Source organism: Bifidobacterium sp. (genome assembly GCF_022640935.1).
Lineage (GTDB): Bacteria > Actinomycetota > Actinomycetes > Actinomycetales > Bifidobacteriaceae > Bifidobacterium.
On sequence record NZ_JALCCV010000001.1, the window covers coordinates 66,287 to 92,629 of the forward strand.

General features: G+C 61.3%; 20 protein-coding genes and 1 other RNA gene. 5 read left to right on the forward strand and 16 right to left on the reverse strand.

From position 1 onward, the window contains the following. Positions 1 to 99: 99 nt before the first annotated feature. Positions 100 to 3,366, reverse strand: a complete 3,267-nt coding sequence (locus LKG04_RS00265) for an alpha-mannosidase (RefSeq protein WP_291763132.1) — start codon at positions 3,364 to 3,366, stop codon at positions 100 to 102. Positions 3,367 to 3,484: 118 nt separating this feature from the next. Next, positions 3,485 to 6,694, reverse strand: coding sequence for an alpha-mannosidase (locus LKG04_RS00270; RefSeq protein ID WP_291760854.1), 3,210 nt, complete (start codon positions 6,692 to 6,694; stop codon positions 3,485 to 3,487). A 430-nt stretch (positions 6,695 to 7,124) separates the two neighbouring features. Here LKG04_RS00270 and LKG04_RS00275 point away from each other — a divergent pair, with 430 nt between their 5' ends. Next, on the forward strand, positions 7,125 to 8,066 hold the full coding sequence (locus LKG04_RS00275) for an ROK family protein (protein ID WP_291763135.1): 942 nt from the start codon (positions 7,125 to 7,127) through the stop codon (positions 8,064 to 8,066). Positions 8,067 to 8,304: 238 nt separating this feature from the next. Here the strand turns inward: LKG04_RS00275 and LKG04_RS00280 are convergent, their stop codons facing one another. After that, on the reverse strand, positions 8,305 to 8,850 hold the full coding sequence (locus LKG04_RS00280) for a GNAT family N-acetyltransferase (RefSeq protein ID WP_291760596.1): 546 nt from the start codon (positions 8,848 to 8,850) through the stop codon (positions 8,305 to 8,307). A gap of 89 nt (positions 8,851 to 8,939) precedes the next feature. Next, the gene (dtd, locus tag LKG04_RS00285) at positions 8,940 to 9,449 is read right to left on the reverse strand and encodes a D-aminoacyl-tRNA deacylase (protein WP_291760598.1); all 510 of its coding nucleotides are present in this window, start codon (positions 9,447 to 9,449) and stop codon (positions 8,940 to 8,942) included. A gap of 94 nt (positions 9,450 to 9,543) precedes the next feature. Between dtd and ssrA the strand changes: the two genes are divergently transcribed. The 3 genes from ssrA to LKG04_RS00300 all read left to right on the forward strand — a co-directional run bounded on the left by ssrA (position 9,544) and on the right by LKG04_RS00300 (position 12,183). Further along, positions 9,544 to 9,938: a transfer-messenger RNA gene (gene ssrA / locus LKG04_RS00290) on the forward strand. Between the two features lie 259 nt (positions 9,939 to 10,197). Beyond that, positions 10,198 to 10,914 carry a cold shock and DUF1294 domain-containing protein gene (locus LKG04_RS00295; RefSeq protein ID WP_291760600.1) on the forward strand — a complete coding sequence of 239 codons (717 nt, stop codon included), beginning with the start codon at positions 10,198 to 10,200 and terminating at the stop codon, positions 10,912 to 10,914. A gap of 237 nt (positions 10,915 to 11,151) precedes the next feature. After that, positions 11,152 to 12,183 carry a DnaJ C-terminal domain-containing protein gene (locus tag LKG04_RS00300; protein ID WP_291760856.1) on the forward strand — a complete coding sequence of 344 codons (1,032 nt, stop codon included), beginning with the start codon at positions 11,152 to 11,154 and terminating at the stop codon, positions 12,181 to 12,183. A gap of 130 nt (positions 12,184 to 12,313) precedes the next feature. Here LKG04_RS00300 and LKG04_RS00305 read toward each other — a convergent pair whose 3' ends face one another. From LKG04_RS00305 to mutM, 5 genes are all read right to left on the reverse strand, one after another. After that, positions 12,314 to 12,679, reverse strand: coding sequence for a roadblock/LC7 domain-containing protein (locus LKG04_RS00305; RefSeq protein WP_291760603.1), 366 nt, complete (start codon positions 12,677 to 12,679; stop codon positions 12,314 to 12,316). 171 nt (positions 12,680 to 12,850) lie between these two features. Beyond that, on the reverse strand, positions 12,851 to 13,171 hold the full coding sequence (locus LKG04_RS00310) for a hypothetical protein (RefSeq protein WP_434734845.1): 321 nt from the start codon (positions 13,169 to 13,171) through the stop codon (positions 12,851 to 12,853). 74 nt (positions 13,172 to 13,245) lie between these two features. Continuing rightward, positions 13,246 to 13,455 (reverse strand): hypothetical protein, encoded by a 210-nt coding sequence (locus LKG04_RS00315; RefSeq protein ID WP_291760605.1) that lies wholly within the window; start codon positions 13,453 to 13,455, stop codon positions 13,246 to 13,248. A gap of 273 nt (positions 13,456 to 13,728) precedes the next feature. Further along, positions 13,729 to 13,905, reverse strand: a complete 177-nt coding sequence (locus tag LKG04_RS00320; protein WP_291760608.1) for a DUF1541 domain-containing protein — start codon at positions 13,903 to 13,905, stop codon at positions 13,729 to 13,731. Positions 13,906 to 14,475: 570 nt separating this feature from the next. After that, entirely contained in the window at positions 14,476 to 15,579 is a 1,104-nt protein-coding gene (gene mutM, locus LKG04_RS00325) for a bifunctional DNA-formamidopyrimidine glycosylase/DNA-(apurinic or apyrimidinic site) lyase (protein ID WP_291760610.1), read from the reverse strand. 332 nt (positions 15,580 to 15,911) lie between these two features. Between mutM and LKG04_RS00330 the strand changes: the two genes are divergently transcribed. After that, the gene (locus LKG04_RS00330; RefSeq protein ID WP_291760613.1) at positions 15,912 to 16,292 is read left to right on the forward strand and encodes a hypothetical protein; all 381 of its coding nucleotides are present in this window, start codon (positions 15,912 to 15,914) and stop codon (positions 16,290 to 16,292) included. A 396-nt stretch (positions 16,293 to 16,688) separates the two neighbouring features. On the opposite strand, the gene LKG04_RS00335 is transcribed toward LKG04_RS00330, so the two are convergent. The 7 genes from LKG04_RS00335 to LKG04_RS00365 all read right to left on the reverse strand — a co-directional run bounded on the left by LKG04_RS00335 (position 16,689) and on the right by LKG04_RS00365 (position 26,262). After that, a complete protein-coding gene (locus LKG04_RS00335; RefSeq protein ID WP_434734885.1) occupies positions 16,689 to 17,756 on the reverse strand; it encodes a cell division protein FtsQ/DivIB in 1,068 nt (355 codons plus the stop codon). Beyond that, positions 17,756 to 19,321 carry a UDP-N-acetylmuramate--L-alanine ligase gene (gene murC, locus LKG04_RS00340; protein ID WP_291760620.1) on the reverse strand — a complete coding sequence of 522 codons (1,566 nt, stop codon included), beginning with the start codon at positions 19,319 to 19,321 and terminating at the stop codon, positions 17,756 to 17,758. The genes LKG04_RS00335 and murC overlap by 1 nt, the downstream gene beginning before the upstream one ends. Positions 19,322 to 19,562: 241 nt before the next feature. Then, complete coding sequence (locus LKG04_RS00345) at positions 19,563 to 20,750, reverse strand: UDP-N-acetylglucosamine--N-acetylmuramyl-(pentapeptide) pyrophosphoryl-undecaprenol N-acetylglucosamine transferase (RefSeq protein ID WP_291760623.1); 1,188 nt, start codon at positions 20,748 to 20,750, stop codon at positions 19,563 to 19,565. Positions 20,751 to 20,753: 3 nt separating this feature from the next. Then, positions 20,754 to 22,028 carry a peptidoglycan glycosyltransferase FtsW gene (locus LKG04_RS00350; protein WP_291760626.1) on the reverse strand — a complete coding sequence of 425 codons (1,275 nt, stop codon included), beginning with the start codon at positions 22,026 to 22,028 and terminating at the stop codon, positions 20,754 to 20,756. Beyond that, the gene (gene murD, locus LKG04_RS00355; RefSeq protein ID WP_291760629.1) at positions 22,015 to 23,448 is read right to left on the reverse strand and encodes a UDP-N-acetylmuramoyl-L-alanine--D-glutamate ligase; all 1,434 of its coding nucleotides are present in this window, start codon (positions 23,446 to 23,448) and stop codon (positions 22,015 to 22,017) included. The genes LKG04_RS00350 and murD overlap by 14 nt, the downstream gene beginning before the upstream one ends. A 56-nt stretch (positions 23,449 to 23,504) precedes the next feature. Then, positions 23,505 to 24,608, reverse strand: a complete 1,104-nt coding sequence (gene mraY / locus LKG04_RS00360) for a phospho-N-acetylmuramoyl-pentapeptide-transferase (RefSeq protein ID WP_291760631.1) — start codon at positions 24,606 to 24,608, stop codon at positions 23,505 to 23,507. Between the two features lie 52 nt (positions 24,609 to 24,660). Further along, complete coding sequence (locus LKG04_RS00365) at positions 24,661 to 26,262, reverse strand: UDP-N-acetylmuramoyl-tripeptide--D-alanyl-D-alanine ligase (RefSeq protein ID WP_291760633.1); 1,602 nt, start codon at positions 26,260 to 26,262, stop codon at positions 24,661 to 24,663. Between the last annotated feature and the right edge of the window lie 81 nt (positions 26,263 to 26,343).

Sequence of the window (26,343 nt, forward strand, 5' to 3'; positions counted from 1 at the left end):
TATTTATTGGTGGTTATGGTGGGGCAAGTGGATGTTTCCACCAATCGGCGGGAAGCTTGATGCGGATGCGCGCACAGTCTCTTCAAAAGACCCTCGGCATCACCGTCGCAGCCGCAGGGTGGCCAATTGGAACGGCATAAGGGAGATTCGGGCACCTTCGGCCTGCAGAGGCTGCAAGTCCACAGCATCGAGGGCACGCGGCAATTCAGTCCCAGGGCCATTGCCCCCAGACAGCTCGACTTCCAGCAGATCGGTTTCGCCGATACGGGCGCCGCGCAGCTCATCGCAGACGTGCAGCACGCCGCGCGCCTCGCCGCCGGCCGGTTCGTACATGCGCAGGATGATATCGCCAGAGCCGTCATCGGCCATCTTGACCCAATCCAAAACCATGCTTCCGGATTTGGCTTCGACGCTGGCCAGCGGCGCTATATCCGGCACGTCGGCAAGCACCGGCGCGTTGATGCTGGCGGCGCTGGCCAGCACAGCGTCCATAGTGGCGTCGAGCAGAACCGACCATGCGAAATGGTGCTCGCCCTGATCGGTGCGTGGGTCGGGATACAACGGCGCGGACAGCAGGGAGAGACGGACCATCGTGCCGCGGGCCTCAATGCGCGTTGATTTCCCACTGCCACCCCAGCCTTGCATCGGGCTGACGTCTGAGCCATAGGTGGAGCCGTTCACGATGGCCGCGGCATACGAGGCATCGGCGATACGCACGAAACGATGCGTGCAGCTCTCATACTGGGCTTCCTCGCTCGGGCTGTTCTTCTGAATCGGGCGTTCGATCATGCCGTATTGGCATTCGTACTGTGCATTGCGCGCTTGGATGCCAATCGGCAGATCGACTTTGAGGAAGCGTTCCTTGGCATGCCAGTCGACATCCGCCGTGAAGTCAAGGCTCGTGGACCCCGGCTGCAATGTCACCGTGGTTTCGATCCGTACGCTTTCGGTCGAAACGGCCGAGCGCACCCACGCCGACCCGCCAGCCTCGGTCTGCGCGCCGAGCGTCTCGCCGCCGGGGATGCCACACGCTGTAAGGAAGGCATCGCGTTGAATATCCCATGCATCCCAGTTGTAGGGTTCGTCCTTCAGCAGTTCGTAACGGCCGATCCTGGCACCGGCTGGTACGAGTTCGCGCCGCTTGGCAAGATCAGTAAGCGAGGAAACCGTCCCGTCTGCTTCGACGACTGCGCGAATCAAACCGTTGTCGAGCACTGTGGACCCGGCAAGCCGCTCGATGCGCGTTGGCTTATTCTGCCTGCCGGGTGTTTCAGGACGCTGGGCCATCGAACATGGGACTTCGGAACGCTGCGTCACAGAGCCCAGCTGTCCTATTGGCTGCACCGTCCACGCATCTTTCGGATCTGTCGTGCTGGATAGGATGTGCGCCTGCGGGAAAGTTCCGACGCGCCGAGCACCCCGAGCAGCCCCGCCCGGCTGAACGCTTGCATTGGCCGCGCTGATAGCTTCGCATGCCTGCCGGGCAATGCCGCGCAACCGCTCCAGATCGCGCGCGTACTCTTCGCGGGCTTGCCTGGCGACCCAGGCGATGGCCGAGCCGGGAAGGATATCATGGAACTGGTTGAGCAGCAAGGTCTTCCAGATATCGTCGAGTTCCTTGCATGGATACACGTAGTCGGAATCATGGATGCTGGCTGCGGCGCACAGATATTCGACGGTTCGCAGCATTGATTCCTCTGCTCGGCAGCCGCGTTTCATCTCCTGCTGCGAAGTCAGCGTCGCCCGGTGCAATTCGAGGTACAGCTCGCCCTGGTAGGTTGCGATCTCTCCCTGGGCGTCATCGACGATGTCCTTGCGTACTCTGGCGAATAGTTCGTCGGGCGTGCCGAACTCGACGCGCGGCGCCCCGTCGAGATCGCTGGCGCGTCTGATGCGTGCATTCATCTCGCGCGTCGGTCCGCCGCCGCCATCGCCATAGCCATACAGCATGATGGCGTTGCGCGAAAGGTCCTTGTCGAGGAAGTTGGCTTGCGAATATTCGAGTTCGTGCATGCTCATCTGCGCGCCGTACGTGTCGGACGGCGGGAAATGCGTCAGGATGCGCGAGCCGTCGATGCCTTCCCACAGGAAGCTGTGATGCGGGAACTTCGTCGTGTCGTTCCACGAGATCTTCTGCGTCAAAAACCATTCGAAACCAGCTCGGCGCGCGATCTGCGGCCACGCGCCCGTGTAACCGAAACTATCAGGAAGCCAAATGCCCTTGGGATCCACACCCAAACGCTCACGGAAATAGCGCTTGCCGAAACTGATCTGCCGGATCAGCGACTCGCCCGTAGGTATCATGCCGTCCGACTCGACCCACATGCCGCCGACCGGGATGAATCGGCCCTCGGCGATGCGCTCTTTCATCCGGGCGAACAGATCGGGATGATCCTCCTCCAGCCACGCATACTGCTGGGCCGAACTCATCGCATACTTGAAATCCTCGTCCTCGTCCATCAGCGCGAGCACATTCGAAACAGTGCGCGCCACCTTGCGCCGCGTCTCGCGCACCGGCCACAGCCACGCCGAATCAATATGCGCATGACCAACCGCAACATGCCTGATAACGGAGGAGGCGGCTGGTTCAGCCAAAACCGCGGCCAATTGCGCCCGAGCTTGCGTCAGCGTCGCCTGGTCACGTTCGTCATAGTCATTGAGCGAGCGCTGCAGCGCCTTGGCCAGCTGCCAGAAACGCGGATCATCGTCACGCAGCTCACGCATCAGCGAGCCGATCGTATCGAGATCCATATAATACTCGTAGGCCTCGCGGTTGAGCACGCATACATCCACGCGGCTGCAGGTATACGGTTCGTCCGGCTTGCCAGTCGCACGCTCCCCCAATTCTGTAGGCGAGTATGGCGTCGGGCCTTCGACGAAGGGATTTGCAGCCGCTTCGATGTATATGGTGAATCGGCCGTCTGCGTCGATATCGCAGGCGCGTTCGCCGTGCTCACTGATCAACGGAATCCACGAATTACGCGGGTTCGCGGATTTAATGGCCGTGCCGTCCAGGCGGTACGCCATGCCTTCGGCTTGAAATCCGGGGCCTCGATGAGCCAGCCACCCCAAGTCCACCACGAGCTCGACTGTATGCCGTTGTGCTGCCTGCAGGTCGATTTGCCCGCTGACTTCGAACCATGTGGTGCCCCATGTCGTACCCCACATGCCAGGGATGACAAAGGGGCGAAAATCGACATTCCCTTCGCGCACGCGTTGCAGGAACCGTCCCGAAGGCTCGGGCTCCCCCGGGTTGTCGAAGGCGCGCAGGGCGCAGGATGACAGCACTGTATGAATGTGCGGTTCGAGCCGCTGCTGCATCACGCGGTCGCATCGGCTGAGTTGTTGCTGTGGCATTAGAAACATCGGGTAAGACTCCTCGTTATAGATTCGTTGTTGAATGTGATTAGTGGACGATTTGATTCATTGACGTTTACGGTGTTGCAGCACCGTGCAGCTCAGTGGTCGAAGTACGCACGGCTGGTCATAAGCTGGCACGGTCCGCCCGACCCCCGCCCAGCCGGAACCGCAATGTCGTCAGCTGGAAAGGTTCGAGCCGTATGCGTGCGCCCTGCGCAGGCACCCATCCATTTGCAGATGTGACCGAATCCGAACTGGCTGCATCGGCAAGCGACGCCGCATCAGGCAACGCAATCGGCAGATCATCGGGGAGCTCCGGCTCTTCGAGTTCGTTGGTTTCGCTCACGAGCATGCCGTCAAGCGCCGGACTGACGCGGAGCCGGGCCTGAGCATGGCCTCCGGCGGCTTCGTAGATGCGCACGATCAGATCCTCGGAACCATCGTCGGCACGTTTCATCCAATCGATCACCGGCACGCCGCTGACGCCATCCAATCGGATCAACGGTTCAAGCATCGGCAGGTTTCCCAGCTCGGGCGCATTCAGCACGCTTGCGGCATCGAGTGTGCGCTCGATGGTGGCGTCGGCGAGCAGCGACCATGCGAAATCGTGCTCACCCTGATCGGTATGCGGATCGGGGAAGACCGGAGATTCGAGCAGAGACAGGCGCAGCATCGTGCCCGGCTGCGCCCCTGCGGCCCGTTCGCCGTGAATCGGGCTGGCATCGCAGCCGTAGACGGAGCTGTTGACGACGGCGATGGCGTATTCGTGATCCGCGATGCGCACGAAGCGGTTGGAGCAACTTTCGTATTTCGCCTCGTCGCTGGCGGTGTTCTTGCCGATCGGACGCTCGACGAGCCCATATTGGCATTCGTATTGCGCGCGGTCAGCTACGACGGCCATGGGCATATCGACCTTGAGAAAACGTTCCTTGGCATGCCAATCAATATGCGCGCTGAAATCCAACCGCCACGAACTAGGAGACAGCGAGATAACAGTTTCGATGCCGACGTCGGCGTGACGCTGACAGACATGCACCATCGCCGTGCCGTCGACGACCTGGATATCGGCGATTTCGGCGTTCGCCAACGGAGTTGCGCACAGCAGCGCGTCACGCTCGATATCCCACGCGTCCCAGACCGAAGGTTCGTCTTTGAGCAGCTCGTAACGGCCGATGCAGGTACCTGCAGGTAGCAGATCCCTGTCATGAGCGGTGTCATATACGGAGCTGACGGTGCCGTCCGGTTCGATAACCGCATCGAGTATCCCATTGCTGAGCGTGACGCCGCCGGTCTCGTTCTTTCGTATTGTGGCGGCCGCAGCGGTGGCATCATGGGGATGCAACGGCTCGGATTGCCAGGAGCCGCCGTCCAAGCGATATTGCGCGATGCGACCTTGGGGCAGCACCCGGGCATCCGGCGACGCGTCGCGCAAGACGGTGCAGGCCCGCGCGGCGATCTGCCGCAGCTGCGCCAAATCTCGCCGATATGCTTCGCGCGCCTCGCGATGCACCCAAGCGATGCCGGAGCCGGGCAGAATATCATGGAACTGGTTGAGCAGCAGCGTCTTCCAGATTCGGTTAAGTTCCTCACTCGGGTAGGTGTAGTCGCGGTCAAGCAGCGCCGCCGCGGCGCACAGATATTCGACGGTTCGCAGCATTGATTCCTCTGCTCGGCAGCCGCGTTTCATCTCCTGCTGCGAAGTCAGCGTCGCCCGGTGCAATTCGAGGTACAGCTCGCCATGCCACACCGGGATCTCGCTGCCGGCCTGCTCTTCGAGCTGACGAAGCGCCGCGTCGAAGAACTCGTCAGGCGATTCGATGACGACTTTGGAAACGCCTTCGAGATCATGGAAACGCCGGACGCGTCCCATCATTTCGCGCGTCGGTCCGCCGCCGCCATCGCCATAGCCATACAGCATGAGCGAGTGGTCGGCAAGATCCTTATCGCGGAAATTGCGTTCCGCATACGTCAGCTCTTGCGCCGTGACTGATGCGGCGTATGTATCCGACGGCGGGAAATGCGTGAAGATGCGCGAGCCGTCGATGCCTTCCCACAGGAAGCTGTGATGCGGGAACTTCGTCGTGTCGTTCCACGAGATCTTCTGCGTCAAAAACCATTCGAAACCAGCTCGGCGCGCGATCTGCGGCCACGCGCCCGTGTAACCGAAACTATCAGGAAGCCAAATGCCCTTGGGATCCACACCCAAACGCTCACGGAAATAGCGCTTGCCGAAACTGATCTGCCGGATCAGCGACTCGCCCGTAGGTATCATGCCGTCCGACTCGACCCACATGCCGCCGACCGGGATGAATCGGCCCTCGGCGATGCGCTCTTTCATCCGGGCGAACAGATCGGGATGATCCTCCTCCAGCCACGCATACTGCTGGGCCGAACTCATCGCATACTTGAAATCCTCGTCCTCGTCCATCAGCGCGAGCACATTCGAAACAGTGCGCGCCACCTTGCGCCGCGTCTCGCGCACCGGCCACAGCCACGCCGAATCAATATGCGCATGACCAACCGCAGAAACGTGCATAGCCGAGGCATCGGCGTGCCGGCTCAGCACCTCGGCCAGTTCCCCGCGCGCCGCGAGCGCCGAAACCGGGTTCTGTTCATCGTATGCATTCAGTGCGCGTTGCAACGCCTTGGCCAGCTGCCAGTAGCGTGGCGTGTCATCGTGCAGCTGCTCCATCAGCGAGCTGACGACGTCAAGGTCAAGGTATAGGTCCTGCATGGTCGCGTCGAATGCGCATAGATCGGCGCCGCGGAATATATATGGCTCATCCGGCTTGCCCGTGGCGTGGTCGCCCAGTTCGGTTTCGATGAAGGGCGGTACACCGAGCAGCAGCGGATTCGACGCGGCTTCGAGGTAGAGCGTGAAATCGCCGTCACCATTGATCGGCACGTTGGCTTTGCCGCCAGCAGAGATGATAGGAACCCAATAATTGCGCGGATGCACGGCTTTGATCGTTGTGCCGTCCGCTCGGTAGGCCAGTCCTTCGATATGGCCGCCCACCGAATGGTCATACCATCCCAAGTCCAGCATCAGCTCCAGTGGGCAGCCGCCTTTCGGAGGTTGCTGCTTGATACGGCCACGGATTTCGAACCACGTGGTCCCCCATGTCGTGCCCCATGGGCTGCCAATGGCGAAATCATGGAAGGCGATGCTGCCATTGCGCATCTGAGCCAGGAACTCCCCGGAAGGAATCGGCTCTCCGGGATTGTCTACGGCTCGAACCGCACAATGATCTAGCAACGGGTGGATGTGCGGCTGCACGCGTTGGCGCATAACCCGTCGGCATCGTTCCAGCTGCTGCTGCGGTTTGAGAATCATCATCGTCTTCCTTCTGTGACCGGCCTCGATTGTCGTTCAGCTCTTGCTTCTCTGCATGGATTCATCGGCTGCAGGATCCGCGCTCCATGCCTCATTGCCTGTTATGTCGTCGTGGTACTGCTCAACACTAAAGCGCTTTAGTAACATCATGCTCAACTCCTTGGAGAATGTCAAACCGTGAGGGCGTCCGCGTGTCGATCATGCCTGCAGCAAGTATGCATATTGATATTCCAACGATTCATTACCCCTTACGCTATCGTTTTCACGATGTTCTGCATCATATACGCGTTATTTCACGGTATGTCGCAATAACGTTACGAGCCGGTTACATTACTAAATCGTTTTAGAACTTACGGCGAGTTTCCTACTACCGTAAGGCGTATCATCACACAGTATGACAGCACAGGTCGCAACGGCACAGGGTGCAGCAGTGCCTCCGACACCAACGCAGCATTATTGTGAACCAATCGCCATCGGCGTCGATGTCGGCGGCACCAAGATCGAGGCGGTGATGGTCGATTTGCACGGGAACGTGCTGGCCTCGCAGCGCACGCCGACGCACCGAGGCAACGCGGCAGTGCTGCATGACATCACCATGCTCTGCCAGCAGCTGATCGCCGCTCGCCCCGGGGCCACAGCCCAATCCATCGGCATCGGCATCCCCGGGCAGGTGGATAGCGATTCGGGCGTCATCCACAGCGCGGTCAACCTCGGCATCAGTGAATTTGCCGTGGCCGATGAAGCCGCAGCGTTGCTGCATGCGCCCGTCCATGTCGAGAACGACGTGAACGCTGCAGCTCTTGGCGCCATGGCCGTGTTGGGCGTGTCGACACGGCCAAATGTCGCGGATGCTTTCATCAATCTCGGAACCGGCCTGGCGGCCGGAATCATCCGTAGCGGACGCATCGACCATGGCGCCACCGGCATCTGCGGTGAAATCGGCCATATCGCCGTAGAACCCCATCGCTTCGCCTGCCCATGCGGCCAACGCGGCTGCCTGGAAACCGTCGCTTCGGGCTCGGCAGTCGAACGGCTCTGGCCCGTCAAGCACGGTGCAGCCATGCCCGACCTCATGGCCAAGGCGCAGACCGGCGACGCCAAGGCGAACGAGATGCTGGATATGGTCGTTGCCGGCGTATGCCGTGCCGTGCAGATCACCGCGCTCTGCGTCGATCCGGCGACGATCATCATCGGCGGAGGGTTAACCCGCGCCGGCCAGCCTTTCTTCGACCGCATCACCGCCATGCTGCGCGAGCTGGCCTCGGGCAGTGCCTTCCTCACCAGCGCCGCCATCGACCGGCGCATTATCGCAGCGCCGGCCGGCCGGCCGATCGGCGCCATCGGCGCCGCCAAGGCGGCTTTCATACGATAACCGCCACTCTACTGGTATTGCTCTATACGATTCGCACGTCTGCGAAGTACGTAAGACTGTCTGCCTAACGGTAACGATGCCTACAACATCGTTCCCTCGCGGCCTTCGCGGCCGCTCACCTCGCCTACAGACAGCCCACCGGGCTGTCTGCTTAACGGTAACGATGCCTACAACATCGTTCCCTCGCGGCCTTCGCGGCCGCTCACCTCGCCTACAGACAGCCCACCGGGCTGTCTGCTTAACGGTTCAGCATATCGATATGAGCAATGCCGTCTTCCAAGTAGACGCCGGAAACGGAGACGAACCCGAAGGAGCCGTAGAAGCCTTTCAGCCGGCGTTGCGCGGCGATTTTGATGCCCTGACCGGGATGCAGGCGCCTGATCTCGTCGAGTCCAGCGCCCACGAGTCGGCGAGCGAGACCGCGGCCACGGAATTCTTTGGCCACCAGCACCCGGCCAAGGCTCATATGCACGCCATCGTCATGCGGGACGATGCGCGCGTAGGCCACAAGCCGATCGCCTTGCCGCAGCATGACATGCCGCGCCTCGAGATCCTTATCATCAGCCTCTTGATACGCGCATTCCTGCTCCACCACGAAGACACGAACGCGCTCGCGCATGATCTCGACCATCTGCGCGGCGTTCAACTCCCCCGTATCGGCAAAGCTCAGCCCAATGCCGTTCCCAGCGTCGGCACCATCATCGCCGCCGTCCTCCTCCATCGCACCCACTTGCGATACTTGCCCCCGCTTCAACCGAATGCCGTCGTCATCCACGCCTGTCATTCCATGCCTTTCCGTTGTCTTCGCTCCATGGCATTTCCGCATCCGGCTCATGCCATTGCCAACGCCGCTGGACCCTGGTATGGATTGTTTCACACCCCGATCTCCTTGGTGTCGAAGACAATGGTCACCGGGCCGTCGTTGACCAGGCTGACCTGCATATGGGCGCCGAACCGGCCCTCCTGCACGATCAGCGCTTCAGCGCGCAAAGCCTCGTTGAGCTCCAGCCAGACCCGCTCGGCATGCCCAGGTTTCCCTGCCGTCGTAAAGCTCGGTCGGTTGCCATGCCTGACGTCGGCGAAAAGCGTGAACTGCGAAATCGAGAGCACCTGCCCGTTCACGTCGTGGATGGACCGGTTCATTTTGCCCTGTTCGTCTTCGAACACGCGCAGATGCGATATCTTATGCGCGAGCCACGCCGCCTCACGCCCGCCGTCGCTGTCGGCGACACCCACCAGGAGCACGTATCCCGCGCCGATGGCGGCGTGGTAGAGCTGTACGTGCCGGTCTTCGGCATCGTCATTGCCGGCTTGGATACCGTCGCCATCGACGTCTTCGATATCGACGCTAGCCTGGCTGACTCGTTGCAGGATGACTTTCATACTCCCACAGCATAGTCATACCTGCTGTTGCATATCACCGGCGGCGGGTATATATTGAATTGTCCGGGTAAAACCGGGTTTGACAATTCAATATGGGGATGATCGGTTTCGACGGTGACCTGTTCGTCGCAGGGAAGCGTGCCGAGAACGCAGGGTCCACTCGTGGATGATCCCTGCAAACAATCAAGTGCTAAATCTAATCGCACTGAGTTCGCTCTCGCTGCCTGATTTCTAGTCAGGATTAACCAGCGGGCCAGCGGCTCCGTCCACTCCCTCACGTCTTCGGGAGGATGCTGGGCGTTATAAGAGGACTTGCTTGAAATGCTGTGCCGCAGGGCGTTTCAGGGACTTTTTCTGCAGCTATGCCCGCCATCAGTCGTCTGCGACATGATGGGAGCAGAAAAATTGCCATACGGCCTGCAGACTACGCACGTAGAAGACTGAGGGTACGGTCATCGGACCCGGGTTCAATTCCCGGCATCTCCACCAGATGTTCGTCGTTCAAACTGGCAACGAATGAACTTGAGTTCCGGGCTCGCCCTCGCCGCAAGGCGGGGGCGAGTTTTTGCATTTCGAGGTCGAAGCGTAATGGTGAATGGCCCTTGGACCGGCGTCGGCATGGTATGCAATCCGATGAGGAGCCATTGTCCTACGCGATATCGAATTGCTGCGCGTAATTCGAATGCCGGCAGGGACTCGCTGCGCCATGCCAATGCACCCGTCTCCTGCACACCTTATACTCGGTACCATGAAAGGCAGACTGGCGAACTGGAACGTAGACCGCGGTTTCGGGTTCTTCAGAGATGATAATGGCGGTCGCGATATCTTCGTGCATATCACGGCTTTCCTTGATGCACCGGCGCATCAAGAGCCTATCGTGGGCCAGCTCTACGAGTTTCATTTGCAACACATAGATGACCAGCACTCTCGTGCGTTCAATGTGCATGCGGTGAACTCGCTGGCCGATTCGTATCGACGCCCGGCCTTGGAGGAACCGACCGTTCACAACAATGGCCACGACGCTGCGGCTGCGCACCACAGTTGGCTCAACACTAGGCTGCTGGTCTGGCAGGTGGGCACTTTCATCCTGTTCGTGGCCGCGGCGCTGGGGATAGCGACCAAGTGGGTGTTGCCGGTCTGGATTATTGCGCTGTATGTCGCTGCCAGCGCTTGGACGTTCTGGCTCTATTGGCTTGATAAAACTGCGGCTGCAAGGGGCGAGTGGAGGATACGCGAGCAGACGTTGCAGTTTTTTTCGCTATTCTGCGGATGGCCTGGCGCTATGCTCGCACAGCAGATGCTGCATCATAAGAGCAGGAAGCAATCATTCCAGACCGAGTTTTGGTTCGCTGTAGTCGGGAATATCGCAGTCTTCTTGTTCTTCTTGTCCCCGGTTGCTGCCGTGTTTTGGTCAGAATACCGATCAGGGCTCGACCAGTTCTTCTCCGCACTCAGCCTATCGTGAGGGCCGCGAACCATATCGCTATTGCACATTCATAAATTCTATGGGGGAATTTTCTCGTTTCCAATCGATTGGGTCGATTCAGAAGTGGACAACTCATCCTGCGGCATGGCGAATATGCGACCACATGTGCGACACATTGCAAAGGAAGAGCCCTGTCGATGATTCGGCCCAAATCGATTATGATAGCGACAGGGACTTGGAAGGGGATGGGGCAACATGCCAGTTGATTACTATGAGATGCTAGGCGTATCTTCTTCCGCATCGAAGACTGAGATCCGGCGGGCGTTCGTGAAGCTGGCCAGGGCGCTTCATCCCGACGTCAATCCCGATCCAGCTGCCAGCGAGCGTTTCAAGCACATTACCGAAGCCTATGATGCCGTCATCGCATTGGCAGATGACGATGGAAAGTCATCGACGTCCTCATCGTCGCAGCGCACCGACACACATCCCGAATATGGCACATTCAGCGTGTCCAGACGCGGTGAGGATATTCAGATTACGCTCCTGCTTTCCCTGCAGGACACCTTCGTCGGCGCCGAGCGGGACATCACTATCGCAACTACGGAAGTTTGCGATTCGTGCAGAGGGAAAGGGTATATATCAGAGCGGCTTTCCGCAAGCATCTGCGAGATGTGCCTAGGCACCGGGGTCGTATTCGGCACCGCGCGCTGCCCGATGTGCGGGGGGTCCGGCGGCTTTGGCCTGACTCGGTGCAAAGCATGCGAGGGAGAGGGGCGTCATCCGGCGACGCGCAGCATGTCTTTGCAGATCCCTGCAGGCATATCAGCCGGCAAAAAGCTTCATTTCCCGGCGGACGGCAATGCCGGTATTCGGGGCGGCGAAGCCGGAGACCTTGATGTTACAGTGAAAATCAAGCCTGACAGGTTCTTCACGCGCGAGGGCGATGATTTGATCTGCGCGCTGAATGTCAGCATGTCGGACGCCATACTCGGCTATTCCATTCCCCTCGCCTCCTTTGATGGCGACATCAACGTAGTCATCAAATCAGGCGCTCAAAGCGGAGACATCATCGTATTCCCGGATCGCGGCTTTCCTCATTACAAAACCGGCGTCCGCGGCGATCTGAGAGTGGTGCTGAACGTCAGCACGCCGAAAGGCCTGACCCCGAAAGAGCGGCAAATGATCGAATGGTTCCGAGACATTCGGTCCCATGACACTTCCGGAGTCGTCGCGCTTAGCTCGGCGAACTGGATGCGACCTCGTGAAGAGGCGCGCTCAAAACCTCCACGTCACAGTTTGAAGCCATAGCCGTCCTGCCCGTCGATAGGCGGCCCATCCATAGGTCTCGGCGCAAGGAGATGCCGGAACGTCTCCGGAGCCGGCACGGCATCCGTCACTGGAGACGGCTCGTGGCCATGCCCGTGAACTGCGAACCAGCCTATTGCAGCGTTTCCGCGATCTTCGCCGCCGCGCGACGGGCCTCGATTCTCATCAGTCCCAGATTGCTCGGCGAAGGGCATTCAAGAGCCAACACCGCCGAGTCCCCCACCGGGCAGATCACCAAATATCCGAGCTGGCCATGGAAGATGCATTCTGCCAGCGGGCCTATCGAGGTGCGCTCCGAGACGCGGCCGCCCAATCCGAATGCCGTGGCAGCCATGGCAGCCACCTGCTCGGCCTCATCTGCCGGAAAATCATGGACGATGGGCAGACCGTCCTCAGACGCGACCATCACCCCCGCCAATTCTGGGGTTGAACGTCGAATATCCGCAATCACCTCGGTAAGAACATCCTGCAGACCCATGACCATATACCTTTCACCATGTGCAATACACATTTGCCCTCTCAACCATACAACATGAAGCCATCAACACCAGCAGGCCACATTCACTTTATTTCGCGCCAACCCTGCCGGTTGCCGGCCGACCGCCCGAAGCCAAGGCCGCTGCGCTCCCACCGTTGTCCTGACAGCCGGTCAGGCACGTCCGAGGATGCGCTCGATGCTCGCTTCGGGGACGAGGTCGAGTCGGCGCAGGAGCTGCGCGTTGAGCGCGACGACGATTGTAGACGCAGACGTGAGGACCGCGCCGATGCTCATCGGCGGCACAAATCCGATTGGCGCCAAGATTCCGGCGGCGAGCGGCACGGAAACGAAGTTATAGCCTGCGGCCCACCACAAATTCTGCTTCATTTTGCGGTAACTGGCCCGTGACGGTTCGATCCTCGGCGGAGTGCTGCGCCAGCAGGTGCGGCCCTCCCCAACTTCGATTGCGGCGCCGTCGACAGTGGCTTTCACGTCCGCTGCCGGAGAAGACGAGAAGACCGAAGCCTTAGGCGTATCTCCTTCGTTTGCGCAGCTTCAACGATGGCTCAGGCGAGCGGATGCCCGCTGCCTGCCTCAGCCGCCGCGGCAAGGGCAAGCACCTCGTCTGCTCCGCGTTCGCCAGCAGGCTTAATCGCCGTGACCGCAGCGGAACCGAGCGCGAACCAGAACAGCCATGCGGAATTCCCCGACATGCCCTCCATGCCCGGCATGATCGGTATGGCCGGCGTGCTCTTCGCGGCTGGAGCGATGGTCATGCTAGGGGCCCGGCTTCATGCCCGTGGGCATTGGTGCTGGGATGCCTAGCAGTGCGATCGCTTTCTTCGCCCCGCCCATGCAGTTCTCGGGCAAACTGACGTTCATGCATCACATGCCCGCCATCAGTCTCATCGTGCCGATCACTGCGATCATTGCTCGTGCTCATGCCTTCTATCTCCTTGCGCCTTGTTCATCTGGTCGTCGCACTCGTACGGTCCCTTAGCTGGCAGGCTTGATTTCGCTTTCGACAACCCATTTGTGGTTGGTCATGGTCATGCCGTCAGCGGTGTCATCGAGACGTATACGGTCTCGTCGGCGAAGGACGCAATGGTAGCCTTCGCGCCTTTCATGCCGTGCATGTGGGAGACGGTGAGCATCACGTCGCTCCCTACGGAATACTTCGGCTCGCTGGCCTTCACCATACCTTCGGGCACCGGGCCGCCAGCCATCGGATGATCCCGCCATCATGCCCGCTCTGCCCAATCGATCCAGCAAGCGAGAGCGCTCCCTCGAGCGCTGCTGCAACGAATGCGAAGCGCATTCCCCCTGTTCATATGCACGCCCATTGTGCATTGCTCCTTACCTGTGTCTCCTATGCCGCGCCTCACTCGAGGCGCTCGCCGCGTCGGCCCCGGCCCTTTTTCGGTGCGTCGTGCCGCAATGCGGCAGCGTTCGAATACTGCTGTAGTTTCGCGGCAAGCAATAGCTCGTAAGCCCTTTGATCATTCGATGCCCGGACGTGGCTGCCTCGTCTGCTATCCCTTCGGCATGTATGATTTATGTTCAATATATACCCCTAGGAGGTATTGACCGATACCCCCCCATCCGCTAGGCGCTCAGCAGCGTGTGAACCTATGCAGGCACTCCTGCTACGAGCAATACCGAAGCATATAGCATATTGGCTTCACTGTGCTGTGCTATCGCGCCCGGACAGCCATGCTGCTGCCTGTGGGGAACGCTGTGGCCGAAGGGCCATGCAAGCTTGACACTGACTGTCGATCACACTCCCCCAGCTCCCCTCACCGAGATCGTTGGCAACGCGGGCAGTAGTACGACGATCGCGACCCGAAGCGTTCACGCCTGATCAGCGTGCCGCAGCGCGGGCACGGCCTGCCGGCGCGGCCGTACGCGTTGAGACCGCGCGAGAAGTAGCCGGATTCGCCATTGACGTTGACATACAGGGAATCGAACGACGTGCCACCTTGGTCGAGGGATTCGGCGAATACCTCACGCACAGCCGCAAGCAGCCGATGCAATGTGCGCGTCGCAATGCCACGGCCGGGCCGCGCCCAGTAGATGCGCGCCCGCCACAACGACTCGTCGGCGTAGATGTTCCCCACGCCGGAGATCAGCCGCTGGTCGAGCAGCAGCGCCTTGATGCTCGATCGCGATTCTTGCATACGGGCGACGACTATGTCTTCGTCGAACGCCGGTTCCAGCGGATCCGGCGCGATGACGGTGACACTGCCAGGCACCAGCCGGCCGCGCCCATCGTCAGCAAGCGTTTCGAGCGAAAGCCGGCCGAAAACGCGCTGATCGACAAACGACAGCTCAATAGCCCGCCCGTCTGCCCGTACGAGCTGCAGCCGGGCGCGCACATGCGGTCCAGCAAGGGCCAGCGCCACCCGTGACGACCTATCGTCACCGAATTCATCGGCTATCGTGCTTCCTTGCCGCAAATCGCGGGATTGGGCGCAGACCGCCGCGTTTCGTTGCGGATCGACCGAGGGCATGGGAGACACCAGCCCCTGCAACGAATTGTCGGACGTCGCGCAAGTCGCCGGCCCTCGCGTCGCTGCGACGCAATCCCGCAGAAGCAACTGGCCGCTCATGCCCAAGTGCGCCACCAACGCCACGGCTTGCTGAGGCTGAGAGATGCGTCGCATCGGCAGCACGCCGTCGGCAAGCGGCATCCACAGGAACTTCCCGCGTCGAACCACGGCGCCAATCCGCTCTCCTATGAGGCTGCGCGCGAAGTCAGCGCCCGAGGGATGAGGCGCCGCAGGAGCCCCATGCCGCCGCAGTATGCGTTCGTCGATCACATCAACGCCTGTGCAAACAGCACCCATAATATGCGACGCCAGTCCGCGGCGCACGATTTCGACCTCTGGTAGCTCTGGCATGCCCCTACCCTATCGCCCTGCCAATCCTGCGTTCCACAAACATCATCGCTCAGCGAAGACGGGACTCTCAGCCAATCGAAGGCAGGCATGCCCATGCGCCCCTCCCGGCCTGCGAACTACGCTGCCAGCGCAGCACTTCGCGCCCGAGCAGGGGTGCAAAGCCCGGAAACCCGGGGGTACGCATGTCAACATGACTATCGGTCATTCATCCACATGCTGGCACTCTGCGTGGCGTTATGGGATGATGGATAGACGACTCGGCATCGGGGCCCAGCGGCCATCGGGATGCCGACGTCCAACGCACGCTATTCGAGTTATCACCGGGAGGAAACATGACTTTGCACAAGCTTAACGATTTGGATCTTGAGACCATCGGCAGCCAAATCAGCGACCAGACGGACAATCTCAAATCCACGCTGCGCGACGCCGCGCAGAACGCACAGCAGACGGTGCAGGCAAGGAACCCGCTCCCGCTGTCGAAGAAGGAGAAGAAGAGCGTTGGCGACGCACTGGCGACATTCGGTCTCGCCGCAGCCATGCTCTTCCTGGCGTTCCTGTTCTATAGGGCCATCGTCAAATCAGGCGTCAAAGCCGCATTGAAGGAACATGATGAGGATGCGGCGCGGGAATGGGAACATGACCATTACAGCGAGTGCGATCACGCCGACCTGGAGTCCTCCGCGGATGATGAGGACGACGCGCAGGACGACTGAATGCCGGCCATAAGCGGCAGGGCCGCTCTGCGAAAACGCCAGAGCGGTTTGAGATTTCTGTTGCCATGGCATCATTTTCCCGAGGCTCTTCATGGTTGTGCTGTATATGCACTCCTCGGGTTGCTCGTATCCCGCCTATTTAAGGCCGATAGACTCCTACAGCACCTGAACTGTGCCACACATGGCCCAGTTATAATCCAATGCGGCTGTGAAGGCCCTGGTTGAGCCCGGCGCAACCCGGATGGTGGCGTCCATAGGCGTTTCGCGGGTGATTTACGGCACGCGGATCCGATGCGTTTTTCTCAGGCGTCGTGCTGCCGGACTGCTTGCTGCTCATTCGGTAGCTGACCGTGACGAACGCGTCGGATGGCGGGAATGCGTCCCCGGCCTTCGTGTTTATTTGATAATCGGGCGCAGCGGGGCGGAGACGTCGATTTGATGCTTGTTGCCGATTTTGGTGGGGTCATTGATGATTTTGTCGACGACAGCCTTCTTCAAATCCAGCTGTGAGGCGTCACCCCAGATAATGATTCGATCGCCGCCATTCAACTCGGTGGTGATCGAATCCTGGGTCTGGGCGCTGACTGTAGTGATGCTCTGGCGCATCTGGTCGGGCAGGGCGCTGAGGACCTTCAGGGCCTCTCTGACCGCACGGTCGCGAAGTCCTTGGTTTACATTGCCCACTTGGATGACCGGAATGCCTTTGGCCGAAGCTCCGTTGACCGAATTGAGCACCCGTCCTTGGCCGTCGACTGCGGCCAGCGCATTCGCGGTTTTGAGCATGGCGGCAGGTTTGTGCGCCGTCACCGTCACTGCCAATCCCCGGGGGTATTGCTTGCTGGCGGTGGCATCAGTCACGCCAGGTATGGCCTTGAGCTGCGCGGTTACATCATTGCCGGAGACCAGGAACAAGGATTTGCCGGCCTGTTTGGCCGCGATATCGTGCACGCGCTGCTCGCTGACCCATTCGTTGGCGCCGGTTACGACGATTTTCGCGGAGTCCAGCCGGAATACGCTCGAAAACAACATCAGCCAGACCAATCCTAAGACTACGACGAGCCCAGCAACGACGATGACGACGCGCACGGCGAGCACTCGCGCATTGGCGCGGCGCCGTTCCCTGAGCCGCGCATTGAAATCGACGACTTTAGGACGCGACGCGACGCCGAGCGGACCAGCGGTCTCCCGCAGGGTCTTCGCCACGAGATCTTCGGTCTCCAGCTCGCGCGCATCCACGAATTCATCGCTGGCGCTGGAGACCCTGCGGGCTGCGGTTTTGCCCGCGCCGCTGTCCATCCGATCATTTCTGCGCTCCGAATCGCGTGGCCGCGCGGATCGACCCGCACCGCCCGAAGTCTTGCGCACGTCGCGACGTCGCGACAAGGAGCCGCCTGCACCCGAGCTTCTCAGGGGGCCATGCCTGCGCCCACGCCCGCTATCTGAACTCGCGATCCTCCTGGCCATCAGTCCTCGCAGGAATCTCGATGCGCCTGCAGCGCGTGCAGCAGCACCGGCACCATGTCAGTGATGTCGCCGGCGCCGACAGTGAAGATCACATCGCCGTGGTGCGAGCGCATCACCGCCATCTGCGCCGCAGTATGCATATCTTCGACGGCGCGGACCCACTTGGTCGGCGGCTCGTGCGGCAGTCCGGCGGCCGCATCGACGATGCTTGACGCGCCGATGCCGGGGAAATCCTCCTGACGCTCGCGGGCCGGGTAGACGCCGGTCACGATCACGTCATCGGCCAAGGCCAGCGCCTCGGCGAATTCATGGGCGAAGAATGCGGTGCGCGAGAACAGATGCGGCTGGAAAAGCACATGTATATGGGACTCGGGGTAGCGCCGCCGCGCGGCTTCCAGCAATGCCTTGATCTCGGTGGGGTGATGGGCATAGTCGTCGACGACGCTCACCTGTTTCTCACACCCGCGCACTTGGAACCGCCGCGCCGCCCCGATGAAGCCGGTAGCCGCGCCGGCCGCGACCTGCGGATCCATGCCTAGCTGGACCGCCGCAAGGATGGCCGCAGTGGCATTGCGTGCGTTGTGCAGCCCGGGAATATGCAATGCGACCGGCACGTGCATGTCGCCGATGCCGCCAAATACTCCATCCGGAATATGCAGAACGAAACGTTCCTCGCCGCTGCCTGCAGCCTCGTGCTCCGACTCGATGCCGACGAACGCCGCACCGTTGAGCTCCATCCCAGCGATCTTCCGCGTGCCGTAGGCGATGGCGCGCGCAGCCACAGTCGAATCCAGCTCCTGCAGTATGCCCAGTGCGCCGTCGTCATCGATGCTGATGATCACGCGGTCGCGCGCGCAGCCGGCATACTCGACGAATGCGGCCTGATAATGCTCCTCGTCATGATAATGATCGAGATGGTCGGCTTCGGCGTGCGTGACGATCGCGATATCGGGCCGGTATTTGAGGAAACTGCCGTCGGATTCGTCAGCCTCGGCCACCAGCACTTCACCAGACCCTGCATGACCGCCGTCTGAAACGTTGCCGTCGGGACGTTGAATCGAACCGCCGATCGCATAGCTTGGGTCAGCCAAAGCGCCGGCTCCGGCCGTGACGAGAATATGCGCCAGCAACGAGCTGGTCGTGGTTTTGCCATGCGCTCCGGCGACGGCCACCGCGCGCCTGCCATGCATGAGCAAGGCCAGGATATCGCTGCGATGCACAATATGGGCGCCTTGCCTGGCGGATGCGATGATCTCGACATTATCCGGCCTGATCGCGCTGGAATACACCACGGTATGCGCGCCATCGACGTTCGCGGCCGCCTGCCCGATGGCCACTGGGATGCCCAATGATTCGAGCCGCTCGGTTTTAGCATTGGCCTCGCGGTCCGAACCGCTTACCGTCACGCCCTGCTCATGGAGCATTTCGGCGAGCACGCTCATGCCGGCGCCGCCGATCCCGATGAAATGCGTGTGTCCTAGGTCGGCCACCCCCTGCCCGGGCCCGAAGGCTGCGGCGGCCGGATCCAGCCTGATAGCATCGACGTTACCGATATTCCCTGGCATCACACGCTCCTTGCCTGCCGTTGTTGCTCTGACGCTGTTTCGTTGAAATGACACGGTCGTACCACATGGCTTCCTGCTGAACTGACATCTCGTTGAAATGCTCGACTCCCCCCTATTATGGCTGCAGGTCGCCCCAGCGGGCCAAGCCGGCACAGAACACAACCGACATGGGTGCCTGAAACGGCTGTATACGGCAGTCTGCGCGGGATCCCAACGTACGGAATTCTCGCTGAATTGGATTTCACTGAGCAGGCTTTCGCCGCGCCAAGGCAAGTATCTGACGCGCCATGACCTCAGCCGCATCCCGGATCCCATATCCCCACGCCGCCTCGCCCATCATGCGCAGTCGCACGTGGTCAGACAGCAGATCGGGCACATGGGATTTTACCCATTCAGCGGTGAATTCGCGGTCGGGCACCATCAGCCCGCCGCCGGCTTCGACCACCGGCTGCGCATTGAAACGCTGCTCACCGTTGCCGATCGGCAGCGGCACATAGACGGCCGGCAGGCCGATGGCAGCCAGCTCCGAAACCGAGCCGGCGCCCGAGCGGCAGATCACGAGATCGGCGCAGGCGAAAGCCAAGTCGATGCGTTCGAGGTATGGCGCCAGATGATAGTCGCCCAGCCCGGCGTGCGCCGGATCGAGATCGTTGATCGTCTGCTCCCCTGCCGAAGCCGCGACCAGCTGGCACGTCTCCTCGAATTTGTTCCGCCCGGTCAGGTGAATGATCTGCGCGTGGCCGAGCAGCCCACCGGCCGATGTCGCCACGGCATGGTTGAGGCTGGCAGCGCCCAGCGACCCACCAGTGACCACGACTACCGCACGAGCCGGATCGATGCCCAGTTCCCGTGCCGCATCGGCTCGAGCCGCCGCCGGATTCGCCGCGATGCGCTGGCATAGGGCGGCGATCGCCGGGCGCAGCGGCAACCCGACGCGTTGCATCGTGGCGCCGGCGCGCGGCTTCAAGCCGGTGTTTTCGTAGGCCGTGCCGATGAACGCGGCCCAGCGACAGCCAAGCTCATTGGCCAAGCCGGCGCGCGCGTTCTGCTCATGAATCACAATGGGAATGCCCATGTGGTGTGCCCCGGCATACACCGGCGCCGAAGCGTAGCCGCCGAATCCGGCGACGACCTGCGTCTGCCGGCGCGTCAGGATCTCGCGCACGCGCCGGCGCTCCTCCATCCAGCGCCTGGGAAACCGCAAGGCATCAAGATCGGGTCTGCGAGGAAAGGGCACCTTGGCGATCGCGTCGAGCTCATAGCCGGCCTGCGGCACGAGATCATGTTCCAAGCCGACGGCTGTGCCGATCACGCTGATGACGGCCTCATGATCGATGTCGCTGATGGCATCGGCCACGGCGAGCAGCGGGTTGACGTGCCCTGCAGTGCCGCCTCCGGCCAAGACGATATGACGCTGTGTGTTGCTCATAGTTCACGAGTTTAGCGCAGAAGTGCCAGCACTGATTTGCGGGTGGGCGCGCATCATGCTTACGGCCACGCCTGCAGCTACCAGGCACATGATGAGCGAGGAGCCTCCTGCCGAGACGAAGGGCATCGGCACGCCCATCACCGGAAGCAATCCGATAACGACCATGATGTTGACCAGGCCTTGGCCCACGAGCCATATGGCGATGCACACGAGCACCATGGAAACATAGCGGCTTTCGCTTTGCATGGCCACGCTGACCAAACACCATCCCAGCGCGACGAACATGAGGATGACCATGACAGCGCCGATGAATCCGGTCTCTTCGCCGATGATGGCGAAGATGAAATCATTGTGCGCCTCTGGCAGATAGTTCCATTTCTCGCGTGAATTGCCGATGCCTACCCCGAGCAAGCCCCCCGAACCCATTGCGTATTTCGCATGGATGGCCTGGTAGCATTCGTCGATCGCCTGATCCGCCGAGCAAGGCTGGTATGCGGAAAGAATGCGTTGCATGCGGTTAGGGCTGGTGATGACGAACGCGGCGATGAACGCGGCAAGCAGCACTCCCATGCTGAGCAGCCAACGCATAGGGAATCCGCCGATCAGCAGCGCCGTCACGCCGATGAACACCAGGATCAATGCCGTGCCCAAGTCTTTGCCTGCCATGACGGCCATCAGGCATAATGCGAACATGCCTATCGGCAGGCCGTACGCCTTAATGCCGTCTTTGCCGTATCGTCGTTTGGCGAGCTCCATGCCGGCAGGCAGCCAGATGCACAGTGCCAGCTTCACCACTTCGGCCGGCTGCATGGTGAAGACGCCTTTGATGCCGATCCAGCCCGAGTTGCCATTTACGGACACGCCCAACGGCGTCATCGTCAAGAGCTGGAGCCCTATCGCCAGGCAAACGAGCACGAAACCGAAACGCCGGTATGCTTTGACAGGAACGACCATGGCCATGATGCCGAGCGCAAAGCCCAGCACGCAGTACACGCCCTGTGACAGCGCCTGCTTCCATGGCGAGGCGCCGCGTGAGATCATGGTGATCGCCGAGCTGGAGAAGACCATGATCACACCGAAACAGGTCAGCAGTACGACCGCGATGCGAAAACCGTTATAACACCATAACGGATTGGACAGCGCGCGCACACCGCCGAAGCGTTGCGCGCGATGCTCTTCTGGATTCGAAGAAGCGTAACGCGCGTCTGCGGCCAAGCCAGCAGCTTTCGCATCCGTGGTGCGTGCGGTATGCGGAACGGAGCGCTTATTTCGCGCCATGGTCCCGCACCCAACGACGCGACTGATCGGCGAACTGGTCGCCGCGATCGGCGTAAGACACGAACTGGTCCATCGAGGCGCAAGCCGGAGCCATCAGCACCACGTCGCCAGGTTCGGCGAAAGCGGCGGCGGCATCCACGGCCCGTTGCATCACGGTGCCGGCATCCTTCGGATCAATCACGTTCACCGGAATATCGGGAGCCTGTGTTTTCAAGGCTTCGAGCATCAGCTCCTGGTCTGCGCCGATGACGACGGCTGCTTTGATCCGGTCACGTCGATCGGCCACCAGCTGCTCGAATCGAGCGCCTTTGGCCAGGCCGCCGGCGATCCATACGACGCTGCCTGGCGCGAAGCCGGCAAGGGATGCGTTGGCCGCATGGGCGTTGGTCGCCTTCGAATCATCCACGAAACGGATCGACCTGCCACCCTCCGACTGCTGCTCGGCGACCGTTTCGATGCGGTGGCCGCCAGGCGAGAACCGACGCAACGCGTCCAGCGCCGTCGCCAAGTCGGCGCCCATGCCAAGCGTCAGCGCGAGCGCCGCCAAGACGTCGGCGAGCAAATGCGGATAAGGCGTGCCGTCCGGTTCGCACAGATGGGTGAAATCAACTACCGGCGCGACGCGTGTCGCCTGCCCTTCGTCGCCGGCGACGCCGCTCCTGTCGACGATCCAGCCGTCGCATAAGCCCAGCTGCCCGGCCTTCGGCTCGTGCAAGGTGAAACCGACTGTGCGGCACCCGGAGGCTATGTCGGCCTGCGCGGCAAGGCGACTAACCCGTTCGTCGTCGGCGTTGAAGACCAGCGTGCGCGTGACGCCGCGGAACACCTTCGACTTGTCGGCGGCGTAATTCGCCATGCCGCCATGCCAGTCGAGATGGTCGTCAGCGATATTGGTGATGACGGCGCAATCCAGTTCCAGCGACTGCGTGAAATGCAGCTGGAACGAACTGAGCTCCACGCACAGCACGTCGTTGGACGGGTCGATGGCGGCGTGCGAGAGCGCATTGCCGATGTTGCCTACGGCCGGGGCGCGCAAGCCACAAGCGCTGAGCGCGGCCGAAGTCATCTGGGTCGTGGTCGTCTTGCCGTTCGTGCCTGTGATGCCTACCCACGGCGCCGGCTTCCCGGTGCGTTCGTTCGCGGCGCGCAATCGCCAGGCCAGCTCCACTTCGCTGTAGACCGCCACGCCGTGCCGCTGGGCTTCGAGGAGGAACGGCGTACGTGGGTTGAACCCGGGCGAGGTGACCATGATATCGACCTGGCTCCAGTCCACATCGTCGAAGGAGTGCCTATCGGCTTCCGGCTTGCGCTCGTCCACCGTGACAATGCGCCCGGCGCGCCCTTGCAACACCTCCAGGGCACTGCGCCCCGAGACGCCGAGCCCTGCTATGACTATGGTCTTTTCGCTGAGATCTTCCATACCTTCACCTGCCTGTCAATTGTGGTCTGTGCCTGATCAGCTGTTCGACGGCCGGCTCAGAGCAGCAGTCCGGAGCGTCCGGCCCAGTCGGCATAGAACGTCATCAGGCCGAGAAGCACGAACATGAATTCGATCATCCAGAAACGCACGACGACCTTCGATTCGCCCCATCCGAGCAGCTCGAAATGATGGTGGATCGGCGCCATCTTGAATACGCGTTTGTGGGTGAGTTTGAAACATCCGACCTGGATGATGTCGGAGCAGGTTTCGATGACGAACAGCCCACCGATGATCACCGCAAGGAACTCCGTATGCGTGGCAATCGAGAGCGCGGCGAACAATCCGCCCAATGCCAGCGAGCCGGTGTCGCCCATAAAGATCGTGGCCGGGTTCGAGTTGAACCACAGGAAGCCAAAACAGGCCACCGCCGCGCACGCCGCGATAATCGACAGGTCCAACGGATCGGAGACCGCATAGGCGTAGCCTTCATGCCCGGAGCCCTTGAGATGGTAGTTCTCCCAGAAGGCGATGAAGGCGTAGCCGGCGAAGGCGATCATCGAAGAGCCTGAGGCCAAGCCGTCCAGCCCGTCGGCGAGGTTGACCGCGTTGGTCCACGCGGTCATCAGGAAGTTGACCCAGACGACGAAGATGATGATCGCCAGCACACTGCCGGCAAATGCGAAATCAAAGAATGGCCGTTCAATGAAGCTCATGCCCGCCTGCGCGCTGGCGAAGCCGGATTTCGTAGGCACGATCAGCGCCAACACCGCGTAGATGGTAGCGAAGATGAATTGCCCAGTGAATTTCGCGCCTACGGACAGCCCGAGGTTCTGTCGCTTGCTCACCTTGGCGAAGTCGTCAATGAAGCCCAGCGAGCCCATGGAGACCATGGCGAAGATCACGAGCAGCGCCGACCACGAGGGCGCGGTGCCGGAATGCAGATAACGGTAAAGCGCCGAGCTGCCCCAGCCGAGCACGATCGCGGCGATGATCGCCAGGCCTCCCATGGTCGCCGTCCCGCGCTTGATGAGGTGGGACTGCGGCCCGTCCTGGCGAATGTACTGGCCGTAGTGGAGCTTGTGCACCAGCCGGATCAGCAGCGGCGTGCCGATGATCACCACGATCAGCGACACTAGAATCCCCAAGATGAGCGAAATCAATGTTGCAACCCCACTTCTCTTCCCTCTGTTCTCTCTGCCGTTGCCATTGCCGTCAGGCCTTGCCTGAGCTCGCGGTCCACTGCTCCGCCAGCTCGTCCAGTTCGCAGGCGTGCGAGCCTTTGAGCAGCACGATCACGCCGGAGTGGGCATGCACCTTGTCGCGCACCGCTCCGCGAGCCTGTTCGATGCCATGCACCAAGTCTATCGAGACGTTTGAACCGCCGCGCTGCTCGCTCTCCCGTGATGCGCCTCGTGCCAAGCCAGCCGCCAGCGCGTCGAGATGCGCATCGGCATCGCTGCCCACGGCGATCAGCGCGTCAATGCCCGTATGCACGGCGTACGCTCCGATCTGTTCGTGCATTGACCCTTCCGAATCGCCCAGCTCGAGCATCGCGCCAAGCACAGCGATGCGGTACACCGGCTCGCCCTCGCCCGGCTGCCATGCGGCGAGGCCGTCAAGCCCGGCCTTCATCGAGTCAGGGTTGGCGTTGAAAGAATCGTCGATGAGGGTGAAGCAGACTCCCGGCTCCTCTTCGACCTGCGAGATGGCCATGCGATGCGGGCTAATGCGTTCCACTCGGCCCAAGCCTCGGGCGATCTGCTCCAAGGACATGCCGAAATGACGGGCGACGGCGGCAGCCGCCAAGGCGTTGGCCACATTGTGCCGCCCGGTCAAGCCCAGCCATACGGTGACGGCCCCGGCGGCATCAGCGTTGTTGCCGCTGCCGCCACCATGGTCTCCTGCCGAGTTGCCAGCGGCCGCCTGCATCGTAAAGCGCGGATGGTCAAGGCCATCGATTTCGATGTTCCTGGCGACGAGCGTTCCGGCGGCGCGCGGACCGGCGTTGCCAACGTTCTTTTGCGGACCCTTTTGCCCGTCCAGCCGTGGAGCGAACCAAAGCACCTCGCCGGGGGCGAGGCTGGCCATGGCCGCCACCCGCGGATCGTCGGCGTTGAGCACGCTCACGCCATGGGGCACGAGCCCGCGCACGATTTCGCTTTTGGCCCGGGCGATGCGTTCCACGGAGCCGAATTCGCCCAAGTGAGCGGTGCCGACCTTGAGTACCACGCTGACGTCCGGCGGCGCGATCGCAGTCAACCGGGAGATTTCACCGACATGATTGGCACCCATTTCCGCAATGAGGAATCTCGTCGCAGGATCCACCTGCAACGCAGTCAATGGCATGCCGATGTTGTTGTTGAACGAGCCGACCGGCGCCACTGTCGGGCCCAGTTCGCCCAGCAGGGCATGCAGCAAATCCTTTGTCGTCGTCTTGCCGACCGATCCGGTGATGCCCACGATGGAGAAATCGCCGGGCAATGCCCGCCGCAGTTCAAGATTGTGCTTGGCCAGCGCGCCCAGAGCCCTCACCGTGTCATCCACGACGATCTGCACAAGCGTGGCACCGGAAACCTCATGATCGACGATCGCGGCGAGTGCTCCAGCGCTCGCCGCCGAGGCGAGAAAATCATGCCCGTCGACTCGTTCGCCAGCGATGGCCACGAATACCGAACCGGGCCGCACTTGGCGCGAATCGGTCGCCACACCAGTCACCGCAAGATCGGCAGGCAGCTCCTGTCGCATTCCATCCGACACCGGCACGATACGGCCGGATACGGCCTGCGCCGCCTCTTGCACGCTCATCGTTATCATCGTTGATCCTCCTACCTTGGTCTTCGCCTGCGACCATGTTCCGTTCACGTTTTCGTGTGCCGCCTGTCCATGTGCGCGAAG

Coding starts and splice junctions, on each gene's coding strand:
- LKG04_RS00265 (WP_291763132.1), bottom strand. CDS start 3,366: ATGTTTCTAATGCCACAGCAACAACTCAGCCGATGCGACCGCGTGATG.
- LKG04_RS00270 (WP_291760854.1), bottom strand. CDS start 6,694: ATGATTCTCAAACCGCAGCAGCAGCTGGAACGATGCCGACGGGTTATG.
- LKG04_RS00280 (WP_291760596.1), bottom strand. CDS start 8,850: ATGACAGGCGTGGATGACGACGGCATTCGGTTGAAGCGGGGGCAAGTA.
- dtd (WP_291760598.1), bottom strand. CDS start 9,449: ATGAAAGTCATCCTGCAACGAGTCAGCCAGGCTAGCGTCGATATCGAA.
- LKG04_RS00295 (WP_291760600.1), top strand. CDS start 10,198: ATGAAAGGCAGACTGGCGAACTGGAACGTAGACCGCGGTTTCGGGTTC.
- LKG04_RS00300 (WP_291760856.1), top strand. CDS start 11,152: ATGCTAGGCGTATCTTCTTCCGCATCGAAGACTGAGATCCGGCGGGCG.
- LKG04_RS00305 (WP_291760603.1), bottom strand. CDS start 12,679: ATGGGTCTGCAGGATGTTCTTACCGAGGTGATTGCGGATATTCGACGT.
- LKG04_RS00315 (WP_291760605.1), bottom strand. CDS start 13,455: ATGACCATCGCTCCAGCCGCGAAGAGCACGCCGGCCATACCGATCATG.
- LKG04_RS00320 (WP_291760608.1), bottom strand. CDS start 13,905: ATGGCTGGCGGCCCGGTGCCCGAAGGTATGGTGAAGGCCAGCGAGCCG.
- mutM (WP_291760610.1), bottom strand. CDS start 15,579: ATGCCAGAGCTACCAGAGGTCGAAATCGTGCGCCGCGGACTGGCGTCG.
- LKG04_RS00330 (WP_291760613.1), top strand. CDS start 15,912: ATGACTTTGCACAAGCTTAACGATTTGGATCTTGAGACCATCGGCAGC.
- LKG04_RS00335 (WP_434734885.1), bottom strand. CDS start 17,756: ATGGCCAGGAGGATCGCGAGTTCAGATAGCGGGCGTGGGCGCAGGCAT.
- murC (WP_291760620.1), bottom strand. CDS start 19,321: ATGCCAGGGAATATCGGTAACGTCGATGCTATCAGGCTGGATCCGGCC.
- LKG04_RS00345 (WP_291760623.1), bottom strand. CDS start 20,750: ATGAGCAACACACAGCGTCATATCGTCTTGGCCGGAGGCGGCACTGCA.
- LKG04_RS00350 (WP_291760626.1), bottom strand. CDS start 22,028: ATGGCGCGAAATAAGCGCTCCGTTCCGCATACCGCACGCACCACGGAT.
- murD (WP_291760629.1), bottom strand. CDS start 23,448: ATGGAAGATCTCAGCGAAAAGACCATAGTCATAGCAGGGCTCGGCGTC.
- LKG04_RS00365 (WP_291760633.1), bottom strand. CDS start 26,262: ATGATAACGATGAGCGTGCAAGAGGCGGCGCAGGCCGTATCCGGCCGT.